General features: G+C 70.1%; 17 protein-coding genes and 1 tRNA gene. 13 read left to right on the top strand and 5 right to left on the bottom strand.

What is annotated here, in order from left to right; translation table 11 throughout:
* The first annotated feature begins 117 nt into the window (after positions 1 to 117).
* From paaA to TN53_RS02190, 6 genes are all read left to right on the top strand, one after another.
* Positions 118 to 1,101: a 1,2-phenylacetyl-CoA epoxidase subunit PaaA gene (gene paaA, locus TN53_RS02215; RefSeq protein ID WP_046256562.1), complete on the top strand. Its 984-nt coding sequence runs from the start codon at positions 118 to 120 to the stop codon at positions 1,099 to 1,101.
* Positions 1,098 to 1,385 (top strand): 1,2-phenylacetyl-CoA epoxidase subunit PaaB, encoded by a 288-nt coding sequence (gene paaB, locus TN53_RS02210; RefSeq protein ID WP_046256561.1) that lies wholly within the window; start codon positions 1,098 to 1,100, stop codon positions 1,383 to 1,385. Before paaA ends, paaB begins: the two co-directional genes overlap by 4 nt.
* The gene (paaC, locus tag TN53_RS02205; RefSeq protein WP_046256560.1) at positions 1,382 to 2,104 is read left to right on the top strand and encodes a 1,2-phenylacetyl-CoA epoxidase subunit PaaC; all 723 of its coding nucleotides are present in this window, start codon (positions 1,382 to 1,384) and stop codon (positions 2,102 to 2,104) included. The genes paaB and paaC overlap by 4 nt, the downstream gene beginning before the upstream one ends.
* The gene (gene paaD / locus TN53_RS02200) at positions 2,098 to 2,622 is read left to right on the top strand and encodes a 1,2-phenylacetyl-CoA epoxidase subunit PaaD (RefSeq protein WP_046256559.1); all 525 of its coding nucleotides are present in this window, start codon (positions 2,098 to 2,100) and stop codon (positions 2,620 to 2,622) included. Before paaC ends, paaD begins: the two co-directional genes overlap by 7 nt.
* Positions 2,622 to 3,680 carry a 2Fe-2S iron-sulfur cluster-binding protein gene (locus tag TN53_RS02195; RefSeq protein ID WP_046256558.1) on the top strand — a complete coding sequence of 353 codons (1,059 nt, stop codon included), beginning with the start codon at positions 2,622 to 2,624 and terminating at the stop codon, positions 3,678 to 3,680. Before paaD ends, TN53_RS02195 begins: the two co-directional genes overlap by 1 nt.
* A gap of 112 nt (positions 3,681 to 3,792) precedes the next feature.
* A complete protein-coding gene (locus TN53_RS02190; RefSeq protein ID WP_046256557.1) occupies positions 3,793 to 4,926 on the top strand; it encodes an acyl-CoA dehydrogenase family protein in 1,134 nt (377 codons plus the stop codon).
* Positions 4,927 to 4,951: 25 nt separating this feature from the next.
* On the opposite strand, the gene TN53_RS02185 is transcribed toward TN53_RS02190, so the two are convergent.
* The 4 genes from TN53_RS02185 to TN53_RS02165 form a co-directional block, all read right to left on the bottom strand.
* A complete protein-coding gene (locus TN53_RS02185; RefSeq protein ID WP_046256556.1) occupies positions 4,952 to 5,299 on the bottom strand; it encodes a rhodanese-like domain-containing protein in 348 nt (115 codons plus the stop codon).
* Positions 5,300 to 5,407: 108 nt separating this feature from the next.
* Positions 5,408 to 6,253, bottom strand: coding sequence for a J domain-containing protein (locus tag TN53_RS02180; protein WP_420719078.1), 846 nt, complete (start codon positions 6,251 to 6,253; stop codon positions 5,408 to 5,410).
* A 295-nt stretch (positions 6,254 to 6,548) separates the two neighbouring features.
* The gene (locus tag TN53_RS02170; RefSeq protein ID WP_046256553.1) at positions 6,549 to 7,982 is read right to left on the bottom strand and encodes a DUF2252 domain-containing protein; all 1,434 of its coding nucleotides are present in this window, start codon (positions 7,980 to 7,982) and stop codon (positions 6,549 to 6,551) included.
* A gap of 158 nt (positions 7,983 to 8,140) precedes the next feature.
* The gene (locus tag TN53_RS02165; protein WP_046256552.1) at positions 8,141 to 8,500 is read right to left on the bottom strand and encodes a winged helix-turn-helix transcriptional regulator; all 360 of its coding nucleotides are present in this window, start codon (positions 8,498 to 8,500) and stop codon (positions 8,141 to 8,143) included.
* Between the two features lie 108 nt (positions 8,501 to 8,608).
* On the opposite strand from TN53_RS02165, the gene TN53_RS02160 reads away from it, so the two are divergent.
* Entirely contained in the window at positions 8,609 to 9,262 is a 654-nt protein-coding gene (locus TN53_RS02160) for an FMN-dependent NADH-azoreductase (protein ID WP_046256551.1), read from the top strand.
* A 102-nt stretch (positions 9,263 to 9,364) separates the two neighbouring features.
* On the opposite strand, the gene TN53_RS02155 is transcribed toward TN53_RS02160, so the two are convergent.
* Positions 9,365 to 9,448: transfer RNA gene (locus TN53_RS02155), tRNA-Leu, on the bottom strand.
* A gap of 474 nt (positions 9,449 to 9,922) precedes the next feature.
* On the opposite strand from TN53_RS02155, the gene TN53_RS02150 reads away from it, so the two are divergent.
* From TN53_RS02150 to pknB, 6 genes are all read left to right on the top strand, one after another.
* Positions 9,923 to 10,801, top strand: a complete 879-nt coding sequence (locus TN53_RS02150; protein ID WP_046256550.1) for an FhaA domain-containing protein — start codon at positions 9,923 to 9,925, stop codon at positions 10,799 to 10,801.
* A 10-nt stretch (positions 10,802 to 10,811) separates the two neighbouring features.
* Positions 10,812 to 11,324 (top strand): FHA domain-containing protein FhaB/FipA, encoded by a 513-nt coding sequence (locus TN53_RS02145; protein ID WP_046256549.1) that lies wholly within the window; start codon positions 10,812 to 10,814, stop codon positions 11,322 to 11,324.
* 98 nt (positions 11,325 to 11,422) lie between these two features.
* Positions 11,423 to 12,994 (top strand): Stp1/IreP family PP2C-type Ser/Thr phosphatase, encoded by a 1,572-nt coding sequence (locus TN53_RS02140; protein ID WP_046256596.1) that lies wholly within the window; start codon positions 11,423 to 11,425, stop codon positions 12,992 to 12,994.
* A 27-nt stretch (positions 12,995 to 13,021) separates the two neighbouring features.
* Positions 13,022 to 14,458, top strand: a complete 1,437-nt coding sequence (locus TN53_RS02135; protein WP_046256548.1) for an FtsW/RodA/SpoVE family cell cycle protein — start codon at positions 13,022 to 13,024, stop codon at positions 14,456 to 14,458.
* Positions 14,455 to 15,930, top strand: a complete 1,476-nt coding sequence (locus TN53_RS02130; RefSeq protein WP_046256547.1) for a peptidoglycan D,D-transpeptidase FtsI family protein — start codon at positions 14,455 to 14,457, stop codon at positions 15,928 to 15,930. Before TN53_RS02135 ends, TN53_RS02130 begins: the two co-directional genes overlap by 4 nt.
* A 169-nt stretch (positions 15,931 to 16,099) precedes the next feature.
* Positions 16,100 to 18,115: a Stk1 family PASTA domain-containing Ser/Thr kinase gene (pknB, locus tag TN53_RS02125; RefSeq protein ID WP_046256546.1), complete on the top strand. Its 2,016-nt coding sequence runs from the start codon at positions 16,100 to 16,102 to the stop codon at positions 18,113 to 18,115.
* Positions 18,116 to 18,263 lie beyond the last annotated feature (148 nt).

The raw sequence follows: 18,263 nt of genomic DNA, 5'->3' as shown, positions 1-18,263 counted from the left end.
GCAGGTTATCCACAGCGGTTGACACCTTACGGCGCCCGGCACACCATGGAATCGACGAACCGAACGATCGGTCGGGAGCCTGCTGCTCCGGGCAGCACACAGGGTCGAGGGGGCCACATGGCAACAGCAGCACAGGCGTACGACAGGGAGGACGCCGTCGACCAGGACGCGTACGAGCGCGCCTTCGACGCCGCTGTGGCCGCCGACGAGCGCATCGAACCGCGCGACTGGATGCCGGACGCCTACCGCGCGACGCTGGTCCGCCAGATCGCCCAGCACGCCCACTCCGAGATCATCGGCATGCAGCCGGAGGCGAACTGGATCACGCGCGCGCCCTCGCTGCGCCGCAAGGCCATCCTGATGGCCAAGGTCCAGGACGAGGCCGGGCACGGCCTCTACCTCTACAGCGCGGCCGAGACCCTCGGCACCGGCCGCGACGAACTGCTCGACAAGCTCCACTCCGGCCGCCAGAAGTACTCATCGATCTTCAACTACCCCACGCTGACCTGGGCGGACGTCGGCGCGATCGGCTGGCTCGTGGACGGCGCCGCGATCACCAACCAGGTCCCCCTGTGCCGCTGCTCCTACGGCCCGTACGCACGCGCGATGGTCCGCGTCTGCAAGGAGGAGTCCTTCCACCAGCGCCAGGGCTACGAGCTCCTGCTGGCCCTCAGCAAGGGCACCCCCGAGCAGCACGCGATGGCCCAGGACGCCGTGGACCGCTGGTGGTGGCCGTCCCTGATGATGTTCGGCCCGCCCGACGACGAGTCCGCACACTCCGCGCAGTCGATGGCCTGGAAGATCAAGCGGCACTCCAACGACGAGTTGCGCCGGCGCTTCGTCGACATCTGCGTCCCCCAGGCCGAGTCCCTGGGCCTCACGCTCCCCGACCCGGACCTGAAGTGGAACGAGGAGCTGGGCCGGCACGAATTCGGCCCGATCGACTGGACCGAGTTCAAGAACGTCCTCAAGGGCAACGGCCCCTGCAACGAACAGCGGATCACCCAGCGCAGGCGGGCCCACGACGAGGGCGCCTGGGTCCGCGAGGCCGCCTCGGCCTACGCAGGCAAGCACACCGAGACGGGAGCCACGCGCGCATGACGAACACCGACTGGCCTCTGTGGGAGGTCTTCGTACGCTCCCGCCGCGGCCTCTCGCACACCCACGCCGGCAGCCTGCACGCACCGGACGCGGACCTCGCCCTGCGCAACGCCCGCGACCTGTACACCCGCCGCGGCGAGGGCGTCTCGATCTGGGTCGTCCCGTCCTCCGCGATCACCGCGTCCTCGCCGGACGAGAAGGACCCGTTCTTCGAACCGTCCGCCGACAAGCCCTACCGCCACCCGACGTTCTACGAGATCCCGGACGGGGTGAAGCACCTGTGAGCGTCGACCTGGCCACGCACGCCGCCGCTCTGGCCCTCGGCGACGACGCCCTGGTGCTCTCCCACCGCCTCGGCGAATGGGCCGGCCACGCCCCCGTCCTGGAGGAGGAGGTCGCCCTCGCCAACATCGCGCTGGACCTCCTGGGCCAGGCCCGCGTCCTGCTCTCGATGGCCGGCGACGAGGACGAACTGGCGTATCTGCGCGGGGAGCGCGCCTTCCGCAACCTCCAGCTGGTGGAACAGCCCAACGGCGACTTCGCCCACACCATCGCCCGCCAGCTGTACTTCTCCACCTACCAGCACCTGCTCCACGCCGAACTGGCCGCGGGCGAGGGCCCCTTCGCCCCGCTCGCCGCGAAGGCCGTCAAGGAGGTCGCCTACCACCGCGACCACGCCGAGCAGTGGACCCTGCGCCTCGGCGACGGCACGGACGTCAGCCATGAGCGAATGCGCCGGGCGTGCGAGGCGCTGTGGCGGTTCACCGGCGAGATGTTCCAGCCGGTGGAGGGCGTCGACGTCGACTGGACCGCGTTGGAGACGACATGGCTGGCGTCCGTCACGGACGTCCTGGGCCGCGCCACCCTGAGCGTCCCCGAGGGACCGCGCACGGGCGCGTGGACGGCGGGTGCGGGCCGGCAGGGCCTGCACACCGAGTCCTTCGGGCGGATGCTCGCCGAGATGCAGCATCTGCACCGCAGCCACCCGGGGGCGTCATGGTGACCGTGACACCGCTGGAGGCGGAACTCCTGGAGGTGGCGGGGTCGGTGCCCGACCCCGAACTGCCCGTGCTCACCCTGCGGGAACTGGGAGTCGTGCGCGCGGTGCACGTCCGCGGCGAGGACACGGCCGAGGTCGAACTGACCCCGACGTACACCGGCTGTCCGGCGATCGAGGCGATGTCCGTGGACATCGAGCGGGCGCTGCACGCCCACGGCGTCCGCGAGGTCACCGTGCGCACGGTCCTCGCGCCCGCCTGGTCGACGGACGACATCTCGGCGGAAGGCCGCCGAAAGCTGCGGGAGTTCGGCATAGCCCCGCCCCGCACGCAGCGGGCGGCAGGACCGGTGACCGTGTCCCTGAGCTCCACCCGGACGCTCGACACCATCGACCCCGTCCGCTGCCCGCACTGCGGATCCGCCGACACCGAGCTGCTCAGCCGTTTCTCCTCCACGGCCTGCAAGTCGCTGCGGCGCTGTCTGGACTGCCGTGAACCGTTCGACCACTTCAAGGAGTTGTGATGGCCCGCTTCCACGCGCTCCGGGTGGCGGCGGTCGACCCGCTCACCGACGACTCCGTGGCCCTCACCTTCACCGTGCCGCCGGAACTCGGCGAGGCCTACCGGTACACACCGGGCCAGCACCTCGCCGTGCGCCGCACGGGGGACGGCGAGGAGATCCGGCGCACGTACTCGATCTGCTCCCCGGCACCGGACGCCGAAGCCCCTCGCCGGCTGCGCGTCGGTGTGCGGCTGGTGGACGGCGGAGCCTTCTCCACGTACGCCCTCAAGGAGATCGCCGTCGGCGACGAGCTGGAGGTGATGACTCCCGCGGGGCGCTTCACCCTCGCCCCCGCACCCGGCCTGTACGCGGCGGTCGTCGGCGGCAGCGGCATCACCCCGGTGCTGTCGATCGTGTCGACGCTGCTGGCGCGCGAGCCCGAGGCCCGGTTCTGCCTGATCCGCAGTGACCGTACGGCCGCCTCGACGATGTTCCTGGACGAGGTCGCCGACCTGAAGGACCGCTACCCGGAGCGGCTGCAGCTCGCCACGGTTCTCTCCCGGGAGGAGCAGCAGGCCGGGCTGCCGTCCGGACGGCTCGACCGGGAGCGGCTGACGGGGCTGCTGCCGGCGCTGCTGCCGGTGGCGGATGTGGCGGGCTGGTTCCTGTGCGGGCCGTTCGGGCTGGTGCAGGGTGCGGAACGAGCCCTGAGGGAGCTCGGCGTCCCCCGGAGCCGCGTCCACGAGGAGATCTTCCACGTCGACGAGGGAGCGGCCCCGGCGCCCAGGACCCCCGCGCCCGCACACAGCACCGTGACCGCCCGTCTCGACGGCCGCGGCGGAACCTGGCCCGTCCAGGACGGCGAGTCACTTCTCGACGCGGTCCTGCGCAACCGCTCCGACGCGCCCTACGCCTGCAAGGGCGGGGTGTGCGGCACCTGCCGCGCCTTCCTCGTCTCCGGCGAGGTCCGCATGGACCGCAACTTCGCGCTGGAGCCGGAGGAGACGGAGGCCGGGTACGTACTGGCGTGCCAGTCGCATCCGGCGACGGAGACGGTGGAGCTGGACTTCGACAGGTGAGGGCACCTGAGGTGGGCTGCCCCGTTCCCTTCTTCTAGAACCTGTTCTATCTTGACGGTCCGTCAGATCGGCTCACCCGTCGATCGGCTGACGCGTCGGGAGGACAGGGACCGTGGACTTCACCTTCACCGAGGAGCAGCAGGCGGCGGCCGAGGCGGCACGGGGCGTGTTCGCCGGGGTCGCGCCGGACGGGGTGCCGAGCCCCGCGCTCGCCACGGGCGCCGTCGCCGACACGTTCGACACCGAGCTGTGGAGCAGGCTCGCCGACGCGGACCTGCTGAGCCTGCTGCTGAAGGAGGAGTACGGCGGGGCCGGTCTGGACGCGGTCGCGCTGTGTCTGGCACTGATCGAGTCGGCGAAGGTGCTGGCGCGAGTACCGCTGCTGGAGAGCAGCGCGGCCGCGGCGGCCGTACAGGCCCATGGCACCGAGGAGTTGAGGTCCGGCCTGCTCGCCCGGGCGGGCCGCGGCGAGGTCGTGCTGACCGTCGCCGCGAGCGGCCGTACCGGCCACGACCCTGCCGAACTCGCCGTGACCGCACGGCAGGAGGGCGCGGAGTGGATCCTGGACGGCGTGCAGACGGCGGTGCCGTGGGCGTTCGACGCGGACCACATCGTCGTACCCGCGCACACGGCGGCCGGGCAGACCGTGCTCGCGCTGGTAGCGCCCGCCGGCGAAGGGGTCGCCCTCGCCGAGCAGCTCTCCACCACCGGCGAGCGGCTCGGCGAACTACGGCTGGAGTCGGCGCGGATCGCGGCCCGGGACATCGTCGACGCGGACGGTGCGTGGGAGTCGCTACGGCATCTGCTGACCGTCGGGACGTGTGCGCAGGCACTCGGCCTGGGCCGTCAGGTCCTGCGGATGACCAGTGAATACACCAGCAAGCGGGAGCAGTTCGGCTTCCCGGTCGCCACGTTCCAGGCCGTCGCCGTGCAGGCCGCCGACCGCTACATCGACCTGAAGGCGATGGAGGCCACCCTGTGGCAGGCGGCCTGGCGGACCGGCTCCGGGACGCAGGGCACGCTGCCGGTCTCAGGTGAGGTCGCCGTGGCGAAGATCTGGGCCTCCGAGGGCGTACGGCGGGTCGTGCAGACGGCGCAGCATCTGCACGGCGGGTTCGGCGCCGACATCGACTACCCGCTGCACCGCTACCACGCCTGGGCCAAGCACCTGGAACTGTCGCTCGGCCCGGCAGCCGCCCACGAGGAGACGCTGGGCGACCTGCTGGCGGCGCATCCTCTGGCCTGACACGCGCCCGGCCCGGCCATCTGCCCTAGAGGACGAACGCCGGCGAACCGTTGTCCGTGACCATGGGGCGGCCTGCGCCCTCCCAGGCCAGCATGCCGCCGTCGATGTTCACGGCGTCGATTCCCTGCTGGACCAGATACTGGGTGACCTGCGCGGAGCGACCGCCGACGCGGCACATCACATAGGCCCGCCGACCCTCCGCCACCGCCTCGGTCACCTCGCCGAACCGGGCCACGAAGTCACTCATGGGCACGTGCAGCGCACCCTCGACATGCCCCGCGGCCCACTCGTCGGCCTCACGGACATCCACAACGAGACCGTCGGCCGGAACACCGGCGACGTCGACCGAGGGCAGGGAAGCTCCGAAACTCATGCCCCGAGGCTACCTGAGCGCCACCCGAGCCCCACGGCCACGAGACCCACCCCGCCAAGCCGACACCCGACGTCCACAAGCCCGCCCGGCACCCGGCACCCGGCCCGCCTACTGCCCGAGCAGCTCCGCCAGCTCCCGCTCCCGCTCCGCGAGCTGCGCCAGCAACTGCTCGGCGATCTCCTCCAGGAGCCGGTCGGGGTCGTCCGGGGCCAGCCGCAGCATCGCCCCGATCGCGCTCTCCTCCAGCTCCCGCGCGACCACGCTGAGCAGCTCCTTGCGCTGGGCGAGCCACTCGAGGCGGGCGTAGAGCTCCTCGCTCGGCGTCGGCCCCTGCTCCGGCGGCTTCGGCCCGGCGGCCCACTCCTCGGCCAGCTCCCGCAGCAGCGGCTCGTCACCGCGGGCGTAGGCGGCGTTGACCCGGGTGATGAACTCGTCGCGCCGTGCCCGCTCGGTGTCGTCCTGCGCCAGGTCGGGGTGGGCCTTGCGGACCAGCTCGCGGTAGAGCTTGCGGGCCTCGTCGCTGGGCCGCACCCGCTGCGGGGGCCGCACCGGCTGCTCCGTGAGCATCGCCACGGCCTCCGGGAACAGCCCGTCCCCATCCATCCAGCCGTGGAACAGTTCCTCCACCGCCGGCATCGGCATCACCCGGGCACGGGCCTCGTCAGCCTTGCGCCGGTCCTCGGGGTCACCGGTGCGCTCGGCCGTGGCCTCGGCGATCTGGGCGTCCAGTTCGTCGAGCCGGGTGTACATCGGGCCGAGTCTCTGGTGGTGCAGCCGGGAGAAGTTCTCGACCTCGACCCGGAAGGTCTCCACCGCGATCTCGTACTCGATCAGCGCCTGCTCGGCGGCCCGCACGGCCCGCTCCAGCCGCTCCTCGGGCCGGGGCGCACCATCCTCGGGCGCCGCCCGCGTCCCGCCGGCGACACCACCCTGCTCAGCTTCCGGGGTCGTCACCCGACCAGCGTAGGCCACGGCCGGGCCGGCCCTCGGACGACGGGTGTCAGCCCCCACGCGCACCCGGGCAATCCGCCGCCCCCCACTGCGCCGCGAGGTCCCGGCACGCGACGACCAGTGTCCCCGGCCGGCATACGACCTCATGGGTGCAGCCCCCGTCGTGCGGCAACACCTCGCCTAGGATCACCTCCCCGAGCGCGGCCACGTCACAGACGTCCAGGACATCCACTTGGAGTCGCGAGACCCCTCGTACGACGTACCTCACCGACGAAGACCCCCACCGGCCGCAAGCCCCTCACACCCCCGTCTCGCCCGCGAGCCTCCCCGACCGCACCGCCGCCACCAGCGCCGCGTGGTCCGCCTCCGTACGGTCGGCGTACGCCACGGCGAACGCGGCCATCGCCTCGTCCAGTTCCTCGCTCTTGCCGCAGTACCCGGCCACGAGGCGCGGGTCGACGCTGTGCGAGTGGGCGCGGGCCAGCAGCGCCCCCGTCATACGGCCGTAGTCGTCTATCTGGTCCGCGGCGAGCGCGGCAGGGTCGACGCTGCCCTTGCGGTTGCGGAACTGCCGTACCTGGAACGGCCGTCCCTCCACCGACGTCCAGCCCAGCAGGATGTCGCTGACGACCTGCATCCGCTTCTGCCCGAGGACGACCCGGCGGCCCTCGTGCTCGACGGCGGGCGCCTCGAACCCGGCGGTCACCAGGTGCGGCAGCAGCGCCGAGGGACGGGCCTCCTTCACCTGGAGCACCAGCGACTCACCTCGGTGGTCGAGGAGCAGCACGACGTACGACCGTGTACCGACGCTGCCCGTACCGACGACCCGGAACGCGACGTCGTGCACCGCGTGCCGGGACAGCAGCGGAAGACGGTCCTCGGAGAGCGACTCCAGGTACCCCTCCAGGGACCCGGCCACCGCCGCGGCCTCCGTGTCCGGCACGCGCCGCAGCACGGGCGGGGCGTCGACGAAGCGGCGCCCGCCGTCCTCGGTCTGCTCGGTCGACTTCGCCGCGAACCGTCCGCTGGTGTTGGCCCGCGCCTTCTCGGAGACCCGCTGCAGCGTGCCGACGAGATCGTGGGCGTCGGTGTGGGAGACGAGCTCCTCGTCCGCGATCGCGTTCCACGCGTCCAGCACCGGGAGCCTGGCCAGCAGCCGCATGGTGCGGCGGTAGGCGCCCACCGCGCCGTGCGCCGCACCGCGGCAGGTGTCCTCGTCCGCGCCCGCCTCCCGGCCGGCGAGCACCAGCGAGGCCGCGAGCCGCTTGAGGTCCCACTCCCAGGGGCCCTGGACCGTCTCGTCGAAGTCGTTGAGATCGATGACCAGATCGCCACGCGCGTCCCCGTACAGACCGAAGTTGGCCGCGTGGGCGTCACCGCAGATCTGGGCGCGGATCCGGGTCATGGGGGTACGCGCCAGGTCGTAGGCCATGAGGCCCGCCGAGCCGCGCAGGAAGGCGAAGGGCGTTGCCGCCATCCGCCCGACGCGCAGCGGTGTGAGTTCTGGGATGCGGTCGCGGCTGGACTCCTCGACCGCGCTCACCGCGTCGGGACGCGAGCCGTCCAGGTCGAGCGCGGTGTGCGCCCCACGCGGGACCCGCTTGCGCAGCGCCTTGCCCTCCTGCTTGGGCGATCCCTGCACCGGCCACTCGGCGAAGCCCCGCGCCCGCGGCAGCCTGCGCGCCACGCCCACGGAAACCTCGCCAGAAGCCCCCACCCCGACCTCGGTCATTGCGACCGCCTCTCCGACCATGCACGCGCCCGAACATCAACTCGTGCAGACCGTACAGCCGGTGGCCGAAACGCGTCAGACCCTGTGGACGACCCCACGGCTGTGGAAAACCGGCCCCGCAACCGCCCTCCTCGGCACCCGCCCCGCGTCGGAGTCCCTCAGCACCCGCCCCCGGGCCCCTCCGGCAAGTGCCGCTGCGCCCACTGCTTCAGCTCCGCGAACGCCGGCTCGAGCGCCGCCCCCGCCGCCGTCAGCCGGTACGACACCCGAAGTGGCGGCCCCTCGGCGACCTCGCGCAGCACGAGCCCCGCGGAGGCGAGCTCGGTGAGACGGTCGGACAGCATCCGCTCGCTGATGCCGGGAATCGCCCGGCGCAGGTCGACGAAGTACGCCGGCCCCGAGGTCAGAACGGCCACGATCGGCCCGGTCCAGCGCTTCCCCAGCAACTGGAAGACACGGGTGATCCCGTCGTCCACCCGCTTGCACGCCTCCGTGCCGTGACTCTCCTCGACCGTCATGCCTTCAGGGTACTGCGCTCCCGTACGGTGATGAAAAAAAGTAAGTCCCTGTGTTATCAATAGTCGAGTACGAACTGTTAGCCACGCGCCGCTCCTCAGGAGACCCCCATGGCCACCCTGCTGCACATCGACTCCTCCGTGTTCCCCCACGGCGCCTCCTCGTCCCGCTCCGTCACGGACGCCTTCCGCAGGACCTGGGAGGAGCAGCACCCCCAGGGCACGGTGATCTACCGCGACCTCGCCACGGACCCAGTGCCGCACATCACCGCCGACGCCCACATCGCCGGCTTCTCCGATCCCGCCACGCACACCCCCGAGCAGGCCGCCGCCTTCCACGCGCGCGTGCAGCTGATCGAGGAGCTGGAGGGGGCGGACGCCGTGCTGATCGGCGCCCCGATGTACAACTTCGCGATCCCCTCGACCCTCAAGGCCTGGCTGGACAACGTGATGCTCGTGGGCCGCACCTTCATGACCGAGGACTCGAAGATCACCGGCACCCCGGTCACCGTCGTCGCCAGCCGCGGCGGCTCCTACGCGCCGGGCACTCCGCGCGAGGGCTTCGAGTACGTGCAGAACTACCTGCGGGCGGTACTCGGCGACTCCCTCGCCCTGGACGTCGACTTCATCGTCCCGGAGCTGACCATGGCCCCGCAGAACCCGGCGATGACCGAACTGGTCCCCCTCTACGAGGCTTCCCGCGCGCGTGCCCACCAGGACGCCGAGACCAAGGCGAAGCACCTCGCCCAACGCCTGGCCGCGTAAGCCTCCGGCGGGGCCGCAGCGTGTGATTGTCCTCACGGCAGGCGGCGCCCGCAGGGCAACGCAAAAGCCCCGCAGGTCTGAGACCTGCGGGGCTTTCAGCTGTGCGCGAGGGGGGAGTTGAACCCCCACGCCCTTTCGGGCACTGGAACCTGAATCCAGCGCGTCTGCCTATTCCGCCACCCGCGCATTGGGTGTGTCTTCGGGCTGTTTCCCCATGGGGTTGGCGCCTTCCGACATGCAGAACATTAGCACGCGGGCAGGGGTGGGTTCACATCCCTTATCGAGGGGCAGCCGCTCATCAGGGCCGTAGACATCCCGCACCAACCCACCGCTCTTCCGGCTACGTATCAACACGTGTCTGTTCACGTATCAACCTCGTACCGGTACCGCCCGTCACCCCAGGAGCCGGTCGGGGTCCACAGTCAGGTGCGGGACACTTGTCTGCGGCCACCTCTACGATCCTTGACAGGAGGAGTCGGCCGGGGGAGTTCGAAGAGGAGCTCCACAGGGAACTTCGGAGGCGTCGACACCCGTCGACGAGGCCGACAGGGGGAACCAGCCGATTGACCGGCGCGTGGATACGATCAGTAAGCAGTACCAGGTAAGGCAGTACCCGCTCTGCGGGGTGCAGGACGGCAGCAGCTACGGAGGAGGTGCCCCATGGGAGTCCTGAAGAAGTTCGAGCAGCGCCTCGAAGGTCTGGTCAACGGCACCTTCGCCAAGGTGTTCAAGTCCGAGGTACAGCCCGTGGAGATCGCGGGAGCACTCCAGCGCGAGTGCGACAACAACGCGACCATCTGGAACCGCGACCGCACGGTCGTCCCCAACGACTTCATCGTGGAGCTGAGCACACCGGACTTCGAGCGCCTGAGCCCGTACTCCGGCCAGCTCGGCGACGAGCTCGCCGGCATGGTGCGCGACTACGCCAAGCAGCAGCGCTACACCTTCATGGGCTCCATCAAGGTCCACCTGGAGAAGGCCGACGACCTCGACACCGGCCTGTACCGGGTGCGCAGCCGCACGCTCGCCTCCTCCACCGACCAGCAGGCCCCCGGTGCGGCCGCCCCGGCGGGCCGGCCCGCGGCCCCCGGCGGCTACGGCTCCGCGCCGGCCGCGGCTCCCGCCGGAGCCCCGGGCGCCCCGCCCATGCCGGCCGCGCCGCCACCCGGCGGCCGCCCCGGCGGCTACGGATACCCGCAGCCCGCGAGCGGCCAGCGGCCCCCTGCCGCACCCGCTCCCGCAGCCGCGGCAGGCGGACGCACCCGCCACTGGATCGAGATCAACGGCGCCCGCCATCAGATCTCCCGCGCGACGCTGGTGCTGGGCCGCAGCACCGAGGCCGACGTGCGGATCGACGACCCCGGCGTCTCCCGCCGGCACTGTGAGATCCGGACCGGAACGCCCTCGACCGTCCAGGATCTCGGATCCACCAACGGCATCGTGGTGGACGGACAGCACACCACCCGCGCTACGCTCCGCGACGGCTCGCGGATCGTCGTGGGCAACACCACCATCATTTACCGGCAAGCCGAAGGGTGAAGCGGGGGCAATGTCAGAGCTGACCCTCACGGTCATGCGGCTGGGTTTCCTAGCCGTACTGTGGCTGTTCGTGATCGTGGCCGTGCAGGTCATCCGCAGCGACCTGTTCGGTACGCGCGTCACCCAGCGCGGGGCCAGGCGAGAGGCCGCCCGGCCGCAGCAGGCCCAGCGCCAACCGGCGCCCCCGCAGCAGCGCCAGCAGCCCGCCGCCGGCCGCCGCGGCCGTAACGCCCCCAGCAAGCTGGTCGTCAGCGAGGGCACCCTCACCGGCACCACCGTCGCGCTCCAGGGCCAGACCATCACCCTGGGCCGGGCGCACGACAGCACCATCGTGCTGGACGACGACTACGCCTCCAGCAGGCACGCCAGGATCTACCCGGACCGGGACGGCCAGTGGATCGTCGAGGACCTCGGGTCCACCAACGGCACCTATCTGGACCGGAGTCGGCTGACGACCCCCACACCGATTCCGCTGGGCGCGCCGATCCGCATCGGCAAGACCGTCATCGAGCTGCGGAAGTAGTGCTACATCATGAATAGGCGCGAGCGGAGCGAGCACGCGGAGTGGGCCCCCACCCCGGGCCCCGGCGCGCTCCCGACCGGAGGGTGGGCACCGTGCGGATGTATCCGGAGCCGACGGGCGAGGTGCGCATGAGTCTGTCACTGCGCTTCGCCGCCGGATCGCACAAAGGCATGATCCGGGAGGGCAACGAGGACTCCGGATACGCCGGTCCGCGCCTCCTCGCCATCGCCGACGGCATGGGCGGCGCCGCCGCCGGTGAGGTCGCCTCCTCCGAGGCCATCTCCACCATCGTCGCCCTCGACGACGACGTCCCCGGCTCCGACGTCCTCACCTCCCTCGGCACCGCCGTCCAGCGCGCCAACGACCAACTGCGCTCCCTGGTCGAGGAGGACCCCCAGCTCGAGGGCATGGGCACCACGCTCACCGCCCTGCTGTGGACCGGCCAGCGCCTCGGCCTCGTCCATGTCGGCGACTCGCGCGCGTACCTGCTCCGCGACGGCGTCCTCACCCAGATCACCCAGGACCACACCTGGGTGCAGCGCCTGGTCGACGAGGGCCGCATCACCGAGGAAGAAGCCACCACCCACCCGCAGCGCTCCCTGCTGATGCGCGCACTGGGCAGCGGCGAGCACGTCGAGCCCGACCTCTCCATCCGCGAGGTCCGCGCCGGCGACCGCTACCTGATCTGCTCCGACGGGCTGTCCGGGGTCGTCTCCCACCAGACCCTCGAGGACACCCTCGCCAGCTACCAGGGCCCCCAGGAGACCGTGCAGGAGCTGATCCAGCTCGCCCTGCGCGGCGGCGGCCCCGACAACATCACGGTCATCGTCGCCGACGTACTGGACCTGGACACCGGGGACACCCTCGCCGGGCAGCTCTCCGACACCCCGGTCGTCGTCGGCGCGGTCGCCGAGAACCAGCAGCACCAACTGCACGACAACGGCATCATGCAGACCCCCGCGGGCCGCGCCTCCGGGCTCGGCCGCCAGGTGCCCGGACAGGGCGGGGGCGGACAGTTCGGCCCGCCCGGATCCGGCGACGTCACCGGCTTCATCCCCACCGACGGCTTCGGCGACTACAGCGACGAGGACTTCGTCAAGCCCCGCAAGGGCCGCAAGTGGCTGAAGAGATCCTTCTACATCGCCCTCGCACTCGCCGTCGTCGGCGGCGGCCTCTACGGCGGCTGGCGCTGGACCCAGACCCAGTACTACGTGGCCACCAACGACGAACACGTGGCGCTGTACCGGGGCATCAGCCAGGACCTTGCCTGGGTGTCGCTGTCGAAGGTGCAGAAGGACCACCCCGAGATCGAACTCAAGTACCTGCCGCCGTACCAGCAGAAGCTCGTCGAGGGCACCATCGCCGAAGGCGACCTCAAGACCGCCCAGAAGAAAATCGACGAACTCTCCCTGCAGGCCTCCGCGTGCAAGAAGCGCGCCGAACAGCAGGCCGCCGAGAGCGAGCAGAACTCCAAGACCGGCGAGGGCGAGGCCGGAGGCACCACGGGAACCACCAGGACCTCCCTCACGTCCAAGGCCTCACCGACCCCGTCCACCACGACCTCACCGTCCCCGAACGCTTCCGCCTCCCCGACCGCGCCCACTCCCACCCCCGGCCCCACCCTCTCGGACGAAGAGAAGCAGGTCGTCGGGCAGTGCGGTACGCAGTAGGCAAGCCGTGAGAGGCCCAGTCACACGATGAGCAGTACTTCCAACACGTCGACGCACCACACGTCCACGATCGGCTCGATCGGCACACCGAGCCGACGCAACACCGAGCTCGCGCTGCTGGTGTTCGCCGTCGTCATCCCGGTGTTCGCCTACGTCAACGTCGGGCTGGCCATCAACGACGAGGTGCCGCCCGGACTGCTGGGCTACGGCCTGGGACTCGGCCTCCTCGCCGGCGTCGGCCACCTCGTCGTCCGCAAGTTCGCGCCGTACGCCGACCCCCTGCTGCTGCCTCTGGCTACGCTGCTGAACGGGCTCGGCCTAGTCGTCATCTGGCGCCTGGACCAGTCCAAGAGACTAAGCGCCAACTACCCCGACGCGGCACCGCGTCAGCTGCTGTACTCGGCGCTGGGCGTCGCCCTGCTGGTGGCCGTGCTGATCTTCCTCAAGGACCACCGCGTCCTGCAGCGCTACACCTACATCTCCATGGCCGGGGCCATGCTCCTGCTCGTGATGCCGCTGATTCCCGGCCTCAGCGCCCCCACCTACGGCGCCAAGATCTGGATCAAGATCCCCGGACTCGGCACGCTCCAGCCCGGCGAGTTCGCGAAGATCGCCCTCGCGGTCTTCTTCGCCGGCTATCTCATGGTCAAGAGAGACGCCCTGGCCCTGGCCAGCCGTCGCTTCATGGGCCTGTACCTGCCACGCGGCCGCGACCTCGGTCCGATCCTCGTCGTCTGGGTGATGTCGATCCTCATCCTGGTCTTCGAGACCGACCTCGGTACATCCCTGCTGTTCTTCGGGATGTTCATCATCATGCTGTACGTCGCCACCGAGCGGACCAGCTGGATCGTCTTCGGCCTGCTGATGTCCGCCGCCGGCGCCGTGGGTGTCGCCTCCTTCGAGCCGCACGTCCAGCAGCGAGTCCAGGCATGGCTCGACCCCATGCGCGAGTACACACTCAGCAGGCAGGGCATCTACGGCCACACCGAGCAGTCCATGCAGGCGCTGTGGGCATTCGGCTCCGGCGGCACCCTCGGTACCGGCCTCGGGCAGGGCAACTCCGACCTCATCGGCTTCGCCGCCAACTCCGACTTCATCCTCGCCACGTTCGGCGAGGAACTGGGCCTCGCCGGCGTCATGGCGATCCTGCTGATCTACGGCCTGATCGTCGAGCGCGGTGTGCGCACCGCCCTGGCCGCCCGCGACCCGTTCGGCAAGCTGCTGGCCATCGGCCTGTCCGGCGCCTTCGCCCTCCAGGTCTTCGTCGTGGCCGGCGGTGTCATGGGCCTCATCCCGCTGACCGGCATGACGCTGCCGTTCGTGGCCTACGGCGGTTCGTCCGTCATCGCCAACTGGGCCCTGATCGGCATCCTGCTGCGCATCAGCGACACCGCACGCCGTCCGGCACCCGCTCCCGCCCCCAACCCCGACGCCGAGATGACCCAGGTGGTCCGCCCGTCATGAACAAGCCCCTGCGCCGGATCGCGATCTTCTGCGGCCTCCTCGTCATGGCCCTGCTCATCCGTGACAACTGGCTCCAGTACGTCAAGGCCGACGACCTGAGGACCGACACCGACAACCGCCGGGTCGCCATCGAGCGCTACGCCACCCCGCGCGGCAACATCATCGTCGACGGCAAGGCCATCACCGGGTACAAAGAGACGACCACGGGCGACTTCAAGTACAAGCGCACCTACAAGGACGGCGCCATGTGGGCGCCCGTCACCGGCTTCGTCTCCCAGGCCTACGGCGCCAACCAGCTGGAGTACCTCGAGGACGGCATCCTCACCGGCAACGACGACCGGCTCTTCTTCCGCAACACCCTCGACATGATCACGGGCAAGGCGAAGGAAGGCGGCAACGTCGTCACCACCCTCAACGCCGCCGCCCAGAAGGCCGCGTACGAGGGCCTCGCCAAGCGCGGCAAGGGTGCGGTCGTCGCGCTCGAACCGTCCACCGGCAAGATCCTGGCGATGGCCTCCTACCCGTCGTACGACCCCGGAACGATCGCCGGCGGCGGCGAGTCGGACGAGAAGGCCTGGAAGGCCCTCGACAAGAAGAACAACCCCGCCGACCCGATGCTCAACCGGGCGCTGCGCGAGGTCTACCCGCCCGGCTCCACCTTCAAGGTCGTCACCGCGGCCGCCGCGCTGGAGAACGGCCTGTACGACGACGCGGACGAAAAGACGGACTCCCCGCTGCCCTGGGTCATGACGGGCACCACGACCGAGCTGAAGAACGAGGGCAACATCCCCTGCAAGAACGCCACGCTCCGTGAGGCACTGCGGGTGTCCTGCAACACCGTCTTCGGCAAGATCGGCGCTGACCTCAAGAACGAGAAGATGCTCGAAGAGGCCAAGAAGTTCGGCTTCACCGAGGAACAGTTCACGCCGGTCCGTTCCAGCGCCTCCGTCTTCTCCGACGACATGGAGCCCTCGCAGGTCGCCCTGTCCTCCATCGGCCAGTTCAACACCGCCGCCACCCCGCTGCAGATGGCCATGGTCGCCTCCGCGGTCGCCAACGACGGCACCCTCATGAAGCCGTACATGGTCGATGAACTCCAGGCCAGCAATGTCGACGTCATCGAGAAGACCGACCCGGAGACGTACAGCCAGCCGCTGTCGGCGAAGAACGCGCAGATCCTGCAGTCGATGATGGAGACGGTCGTCAAGGACGGCACCGGCAAAACCGCACAGATGGGCGACGGCGTCACGGTCGGCGGCAAGACCGGCACCGCCCAGCACGGCGAGAACAACAGCAAGAACCCTTACGCCTGGTTCATCTCGTACGCCAAGCTCGGCGACGGCAGCAAGCCGGTCGCCGTGGCCGTGGTCGTCGAGGACGAGAAGGCGGTCCGCGACGACATCTCCGGCAGCGGCCTCGCGGCGCCCATCGCCAAGAGCGTGATGGAGGCGGTCATCAACTCCAACAAGTGACCCCGCTCACGTCCCCTTCACATCGGTGCACGTTGCGATACCGGTCCTGTATCGGGTGACGGGCTTGGCCAGGTCACACAAAGCCAGCCGGGTACGGTAGGCCCGGATGGCAGCCCCCGACCGCACACCAGTGCCGGTCGGGACCGACGGAGAGGGCTGGTAGGTAGCTATGGAAGAGCCGCGTCGCCTCGGCGGCCGGTACGAGCTGGGCCAGGTGCTCGGCCGTGGTGGCATGGCGGAGGTCTACCTCGCGCATGACACCCGGCTCGGCCGCACCGTGGCGGTGAAGACGCTGCGCGCGGATCTCGCACGCGACCCGTCCTTCCAGGCCCGGTTCCGCCGGGAGGCCCAGTCGGCCGCCTCGCTCAACCATCCCGCGATCGTCGCTGTCTACGACACGGGTGAGGACTACATCGACGGGGTCTCGATCCCGTACATCGTGATGGAGTACGTCGACGGCTCCACGCTCCGTGAGCTGCTGCACTCCGGCCGCAGGCTGCTGCCGGAGCGCACGCTGGAGATGACGATCGGCATCCTCCAGGCCCTGGAGTACTCCCACCGGGCCGGCATCGTCCACCGCGACATCAAGCCGGCCAACGTCATGCTCACGCGCAACGGCCAGGTCAAGGTCATGGACTTCGGCATCGCCCGTGCCATGGGCGACTCCGGCATGACGATGACCCAGACGTCCGCGGTCATCGGCACGGCCCAGTACCTCTCGCCGGAACAGGCGAAGGGCGAGCAGGTCGACCAGCGTTCGGACCTGTACTCGACGGGCTGTCTCCTCTACGAGCTCCTGACGGTACGCCCGCCCTTCGTGGGCGACTCCCCCGTGGCCGTGGCCTACCAGCACGTCCGCGAGGAGCCGCAGCCCCCGTCGGTCTTCGACCCCGAGCTCACGCCCGAGATGGACGCCATCGTCCTCAAGGCCCTGGTCAAGGACCCGAACTACCGCTACCAGTCCGCCGACGAGATGCGCATCGACATCGAGGCGTGCCTGGACGGCCAGCCCGTGGCGGCCACCGCGGCGATGGGCTCGGTCGGCTACGGCGCCTACCCGGACGACCAGCCGACCACGGCCCTGCGCTCCACGGACGCCGGCGCCACGTCGATGCTCCCGCCCATGAACCCGGACGACCCGGGCTACGGCGGCTACGACGACCGCCCGGACCGCCGCCGCCAGCAGAAGAAGAACAACACGTCCACGATCCTGCTGGTCGTCGCGGCTGTGCTTGTCCTGGTGGGCGCGATCCTGATCGGGAAGTGGGCGTTCAGCGGGAACAACGCCGCCGACGACCAGGTGGCGGTGCCGCGCTTCATCGGCGAGACGAAGACAAACGCCGAGCAGATGGCGACGAACAGCGACCTGAAGCTGTCGTTCACCAGCAAGACCTGCGAGGACCAGCCCAAGGGCAACATCTGCGACCAGAACCCGGACCCCGACACCAAGGTCGACAAGAAGTCGACCATCGAACTGGTGGTCTCGACGGGCGCCCCGAAGGTCACCGTCCCCAGCGTCATCGGCGACCAGTTCGACGACGCCAAGGCGAAACTCGAGGGCGACGACTTCGGACTGAAGGTCAAGAAGAAGGAGAAGGAGTCCACCGAGGAAACGGGCTCCGTCCTCGACCAGAACCCGGTCTTCGGCAAGGAAGTCGAGAAGGGCACGGAGATCACCCTCACCGTCGCCACAGAGATCCAGAAGTCCACGGTCCCGGACGTCAGCGGCCTGACCTGCGACGAGGCCAAGGCCCGGATGACGGAGAGCAACCTCACCGGCAACTGCGTCACCGACACGGAAACCGAGGACGACAACCTCGTCAACAAGGTCATCAGCGTCGACCCGGCGGCCGGCTCCTCGGTCGACAAGAACTCGACGGTGACGATCCACCTCGGCAAGGCCGCCGAGGACGAGCAGGTCCAGGTACCGCAGGTGACCCAGCTGAGCGTCAAGGACGCCAAGAAGGCCCTGCAGGACGTCGGCCTGTCGGTCGGTCAGATCGGCGGCACCTCGGACGACAACGCGATCGTCCTCACCCAGGACCCGCAACCGGGCACCCAGGTCGCCAAGGGCACCGCAGTCAACATGGTGGCCGTGGCCCAGAACAACAACAACGGCGGCAACAACGGCGGTGGCGGCTTCTTCGGCGGCACCACCGGAACAGCAGCCCGCATCGAGGACTGACCCCTGGTCGACCCCATCTGAGGGGCTGGTCGCTCTGAAGCGACCAGCCCCTCAGGGCTTTACAGGGTGGCGCAGATCACAAAAAGCCATCGCCCGAAGTGGGCGGTTCGCCCCGTTGGGCGATCTTGTTGCTTGATCAACAGACTGC

The organism is Streptomyces sp. WM6386, assembly GCF_000972385.1.
Taxonomy (GTDB): domain Bacteria; phylum Actinomycetota; class Actinomycetes; order Streptomycetales; family Streptomycetaceae; genus Streptomyces.
The sequence above is the reverse complement of the archived record's forward strand: the minus strand, read 5'-3'. Positions and strand labels throughout refer to the sequence as shown.

Bases quoted from the DNA above. Each gene is read 5' to 3' on its own strand.
- paaA (WP_046256562.1), top strand. From the start codon at position 118: ATGGCAACAGCAGCACAGGCGTACGACAGGGAGGACGCCGTCGACCAG.
- paaB (WP_046256561.1), top strand. From the start codon at position 1,098: ATGACGAACACCGACTGGCCTCTGTGGGAGGTCTTCGTACGCTCCCGC.
- paaD (WP_046256559.1), top strand. From the start codon at position 2,098: ATGGTGACCGTGACACCGCTGGAGGCGGAACTCCTGGAGGTGGCGGGG.
- TN53_RS02195 (WP_046256558.1), top strand. From the start codon at position 2,622: ATGGCCCGCTTCCACGCGCTCCGGGTGGCGGCGGTCGACCCGCTCACC.
- TN53_RS02185 (WP_046256556.1), bottom strand. From the start codon at position 5,299: ATGAGTTTCGGAGCTTCCCTGCCCTCGGTCGACGTCGCCGGTGTTCCG.
- TN53_RS02170 (WP_046256553.1), bottom strand. From the start codon at position 7,982: ATGACCGAGGTCGGGGTGGGGGCTTCTGGCGAGGTTTCCGTGGGCGTG.
- TN53_RS02165 (WP_046256552.1), bottom strand. From the start codon at position 8,500: ATGACGGTCGAGGAGAGTCACGGCACGGAGGCGTGCAAGCGGGTGGAC.
- TN53_RS02160 (WP_046256551.1), top strand. From the start codon at position 8,609: ATGGCCACCCTGCTGCACATCGACTCCTCCGTGTTCCCCCACGGCGCC.
- TN53_RS02150 (WP_046256550.1), top strand. From the start codon at position 9,923: ATGGGAGTCCTGAAGAAGTTCGAGCAGCGCCTCGAAGGTCTGGTCAAC.
- TN53_RS02145 (WP_046256549.1), top strand. From the start codon at position 10,812: ATGTCAGAGCTGACCCTCACGGTCATGCGGCTGGGTTTCCTAGCCGTA.
- TN53_RS02140 (WP_046256596.1), top strand. From the start codon at position 11,423: ATGTATCCGGAGCCGACGGGCGAGGTGCGCATGAGTCTGTCACTGCGC.
- TN53_RS02135 (WP_046256548.1), top strand. From the start codon at position 13,022: ATGAGCAGTACTTCCAACACGTCGACGCACCACACGTCCACGATCGGC.
- TN53_RS02130 (WP_046256547.1), top strand. From the start codon at position 14,455: ATGAACAAGCCCCTGCGCCGGATCGCGATCTTCTGCGGCCTCCTCGTC.
- pknB (WP_046256546.1), top strand. From the start codon at position 16,100: ATGGAAGAGCCGCGTCGCCTCGGCGGCCGGTACGAGCTGGGCCAGGTG.